Source organism: Fodinibius sp. (assembly GCF_041642155.1).
Classification (GTDB): Bacteria; Bacteroidota; Rhodothermia; order Balneolales; family Balneolaceae; genus Fodinibius.
In genome coordinates this window covers 1-4,464 of record NZ_JBEPWZ010000253.1, presented here as the reverse complement: position 1 = coordinate 4,464, position 4,464 = coordinate 1, and the positions used below count along the sequence as shown (strand labels likewise).

General features: G+C 51.3%; 4 protein-coding genes. 2 read left to right on the top strand and 2 right to left on the bottom strand.

Going from position 1 to position 4,464, the window contains the following annotated elements; genetic code table 11:
• Both ACESLU_RS12110 and ACESLU_RS12105 read left to right on the top strand, forming a co-directional pair.
• Window positions 1-234 (top strand): NAD(P)/FAD-dependent oxidoreductase (locus ACESLU_RS12110; protein ID WP_372638910.1); only part of this gene is annotated, 234 nt, incomplete at its 5' end.
• A 41-nt stretch (window positions 235-275) separates the two neighbouring features.
• Complete coding sequence (locus ACESLU_RS12105) at window positions 276-1,823, top strand: Na+/H+ antiporter NhaC family protein (RefSeq protein ID WP_372638909.1); 1,548 nt, start codon at window positions 276-278, stop codon at window positions 1,821-1,823.
• Between the two features lie 234 nt (window positions 1,824-2,057).
• Here ACESLU_RS12105 and mscL read toward each other — a convergent pair whose 3' ends face one another.
• Both mscL and ftsH read right to left on the bottom strand, forming a co-directional pair.
• Window positions 2,058-2,519 (bottom strand): large conductance mechanosensitive channel protein MscL, encoded by a 462-nt coding sequence (gene mscL, locus ACESLU_RS12100; RefSeq protein ID WP_372638908.1) that lies wholly within the window; start codon window positions 2,517-2,519, stop codon window positions 2,058-2,060.
• 154 nt (window positions 2,520-2,673) lie between these two features.
• On the bottom strand, window positions 2,674-4,464 hold a 1,791-nt coding region (ftsH, locus tag ACESLU_RS12095), incomplete at its 5' end, for an ATP-dependent zinc metalloprotease FtsH (RefSeq protein WP_372638907.1).

Here is a 4,464-nt window from a genome sequence, read left to right as displayed (position 1 = left end):
TCCCTGGAGGATTTGGATGACCAGGATGTCTGGGTAGGATTGCGTCCCTGTTCTCCCGATGGTTTGCCCTATATAGGCAAAGTCGAACCCTATAAAAATATCTTTGTTTCAACCGGCCATTCCATGGTGGGGATGAGTTTAAGTTTTGCCAGTGGTGAAATAATCAGTCAATTGATCTCTGATGGCCAGGCTGAACTATCCCACCCTATGATGGATCCTAATCGTTATTCGTAAAATTCAGTTAAGTTTTCAAAAATTATATAGCCGAATACCTTATGACCCATACAGATAAATCATGGTTCAGCTCATTTTCCAGGGGTAATCGCATAAACCTTGCCATATCAGTGCTGGTTATCATCCTCGGCGTCATTTTTGCCGGAGATATCCCCCGGCAGGGTGATCATTTCGGTTTCTGGTCGGTGTTGCCGCCCCTGGTGGCTATCGTCCTGGCGTTCTGGACCCGGGAGGTGGTCAGCGCCCTTTTCGTCGGTATTGCCCTCGGGGGCGTCATATCGGGGAACCTGAATATTGTCCAAGAGTACCTGATCCCTTCGATCGGCACCGAAGATTTTGCACTGATACTACTGGTGTACCTGTGGTCGCTCGGTGGACTCATTGGCATCTGGACGCGGACGGGGGGAGCTCAAAAATTTGCCGCCTGGGCAAGTAACAAGATTGTGCGGGGACCCAAAACGGCCAAATTCTTCACCTGGCTGATGGGACTTGTTTTTCACCAGGGGGGCACGATCAGCACGGTGTTGACAGGGGCTACCGTGCGACCGATTACCGACAAACACGGCGTGTCGCACGAAGAAACCTCCTACATGGTAGACTCGACCGCATCGCCGGCCGCTACCATCATCCCCTTTAATGTTTGGCCGATATATATCGGGGGACTGGTGGTCGGGACCATCCCGATGTTTGAGACCTCGCAGGACGGGATCGCCTTCTTCTTTTCGGCGCTACCGTTTAACTTTTATGGTATTTTTGCCCTGATTGTCACCTTCCTTTTTGCGTGGGAGCTCCTGCCCTGGATCCCCGGTAAGAAAATGAGGGCGGCTATCAGGCGTGCTAAAGTGACCGGCAAACTGGACCGGGATGAATCCGAGCCGCTGGCTGCGACCGAGCTCACAGAGATGAAGATTCCTGAGGATTACCGCCCCGGGTTGTTTGATTTCTTTGGTCCCATCGGTACCCTGCTCGGCGTTGCGATCATTCCCTATATCGTCACCTTTTATATTATGGGACAGGAAGATCCGCTTTTAATGATTGCAGAAGCCTTTGTGCTGGCCGTGCTGGTGGGGATGTTTGTGGCCCTGGCCAAAGGAATGGAACTGAAAACCGTAATGGAGGGCTTTATTGATGGCTGCAAAGGCGTGACGATCGGCGCTATCATTCTCGCGCTGGCGGTCTCTCTGAAAAGCGTAGCCGATTCGGTGGGTACCGCCGCCTATATTATCGAACTGGTCGGCGATGCCATAGTACCTGCGGCGCTTCCGGCTATTTTAATGCTGCTTTGTATCATTATCGCTTTTTCCACGGGTACGTCGTGGGGGACCTACGCGGTGGTCTTTCCGGTAGCGGTTCCGCTGGTTTGGGCCGTGTTGCCGGATCCCTTTTTTCTGACGATCTGTTTTGGAGCCGTGGTGGGCGGGGCGGTGTTCGGGGACCAGTGTTCGCCGATTTCCGATACGACCATTCTTTCTTCACTTGCTACCGGCTGTGATCTCATGGATCACGTCTACACCCAGGCACCGCTGGCCATTCTTGCCGCCAGCATCGGGGCTGTTCTATCTACCTTGATGGTGGTTTTCTTTGTTTGATGATGAATCAGCTTTTCATAGTAGCCTCTGGAGACAGGCTGTCAGGGAAGGGTTGAGGCAAAGGCTGCGGTTGAAGATTCTATCACCAAATAACAGCTGACTCCGAATAACCGGTAACGAATAACAAATAACTAAAGCTAACCCACACCTTAGATAAGCTCTATAACATTACATACCTAAAGGTTATTTCACATGTATGCGTGAATATTTCGATTTAAAGCAATGCAGGAGCCGTTAACTTTCGGCATCGAGCCGGGACGTGCAGTGGGGACAGCGGGTGGCCTGTATGGGGATATCGGAATAGCAAAAGCTGCACTTTTTTACGGTAGGGGAAACCGGTTCGGGTGTTTGCTTGGGATCCCTCAGCCTGTTGATGTAACGCACCAGCATAAAGACGGCAAAGGCAACAAGCGCAAAACTGATCAGGGAATTTAAAAAGCTTCCATACCGAAGCACGGAAGCGCCCGCTTCTTCGGCCACCTGAAGGGATGCATAGGGACCCGGGGTGGTTCCCTGGCTGAGCACCAGGAACGCATTACTGAAGTCGATATTACTGGTCAGCAGTCCCAATGGCGGCATCAAAATATCTTTTACCAGCGATTGAACCACCGTCGTAAAGGCCGCACCGATAATGATACCCACCGCCATATCAATGACGTTGCCGCGAACCGCAAAGGCTTTGAACTCTTTCCACATAATAATCAACGTTAAGTGAGACTTGAAAAACCCTTAAAACAAATCGTTCGACTACGTTCAGGAGAAAATCCGGTTTTTCAACGTCCTCTTTCAATTAAAGTGGATCAGTCAGGAATACAAGTACATACGGATGAATCGAAATCGAGGAGACCCGTTACTCCTCTTCGCCGGATCCGGGCCCGCCGGGAGCCGGCTCTTTTCCTCTTCCTCTTCCTTTTCCTTTTTCTTTGTCCACCTTTTCCTGGGATTCTTTTCCACCTTCTGTTTTCTCTCCCCCCTCATCGTTCTCATTCCACTCTTCATCCTCAAGCCGGTCCAGGTCCCCGTTCATCCACTGCATCACTACTTTGCCGGACACCTCCTCTTTTTCCACAAGCTCATCCGCCAGCTTGTCCAGGACATCCCGGTGCTTATTGATTGCTTCGAGGGCCCGGTCGTAGGCTGTTTTAAGAATCTGGTGCACCTCCTGGTCGATTTCGCGGGCAGTGCTGTCGCTGTATTCCTGTTGGCTGCCCATCTGTTCGCCAAGGAAAACCTGCTCCCGCTGACCTCCGAAAGCAATATTATTGAACTTATCACTCATACCCCAGTCCAGCACCATCTTGCGGGCAAGCTTGGTGATCTGCTTGAGATCATTTTCAGCCCCGCTGGTGGCCGTATCAAAAATAAGGTTTTCCGCCGCTCGTCCCCCCATCATAACGGCCATGCGGTCAAGCATATATTTTTTCTCATACAGCAGTTTTTCTTTTTCCGGCAGCTGCATGGTGACTCCCATGGCTTTGCCGCGCGGGATGACCGTTACTTTGTGTATAGGATCGGTATCGGGCAGGGCAGCGGCGACGATAGCGTGACCTGCTTCATGATAAGCCAAAAGTTTTTTCTCGTGGTCTGACAAGCGAATGCCCTCCCGTTTGAGACCCATCATTACTTTATCTCGAGCCTGGTCAACATCCTGCTGTTCTACCGCTTTGCGCTTGTACCGGGCAGCGATAAGAGCGGCTTCGTTGAGCAGGTTTTGCAGGTCCGCGCCGCTAAACCCGGGAGTGGACCGGGCGATTTCTTCAAGGTTAATATCATCAGAAAGCTTTTTGTTCTTGGCATGGATCTCTAAAATTTCTTTCCGGTGTTCCTGGGTGGGCAAGTGAACGGTAATCTGGCGATCAAAACGTCCCGGACGAAGCAACGCCTTGTCCAGTATATCGGGACGGTTCGTCGCAGCCATCACTACAACGCCTTCGTTGGGTTCAAACCCATCGAGTTCGGCCAGCATCTGATTGAGTGTTTGTTCGCGCTCATCGTGTCCGCCTCCCAATCCCGCTCCCCGTTTGCGGCCGATGGAGTCGATTTCATCAATAAAGATAATACTCGGTGCTTTCTCTTTGGCTTTTTGAAACATATCGCGCACACGCTTGGCCCCGACGCCTACAAACATTTCCATAAAGTCAGACCCGGTTATGGTAAAAAAGGGAACCTTGGCTTCGCCTGCTACGGCACGGGCCAGCAGCGTCTTGCCCGTACCGGGAGGGCCGACCATCAGCAGACCCTTGGGAATTTCGCCGCCAAGCGAGTCAAACTGGTTCGGATTTTTGAGGAAGCCTACGATTTCCTGGAGCTCTGTTTTGGCCCCTTCCAGTCCGGCTACGTCTTCAAACGTAGTATTGACTTTCTCCGCATCCTGCAGTTTGGCCTTGCTCTGACCGATCTTAAACATATTTTGTCCCTGCATGCGCATCTGCCTGAAAAACTGAATGCCAATGATGATAAGAAAAATCAGCGGAAGGCCCCATATGAGAATGGTCCACCAGTTATAATCACTTTCGGGGAGGGTCTGTACCTCCACGTTATTCGCTTCGAGCATATCCATGAGCTTCTCGTCACCAAAAGAGGGCAGATACGTCGAAAACTGGTTGTACTGGGTGGTATCATCTTCAGAGGCTTTGAGCGC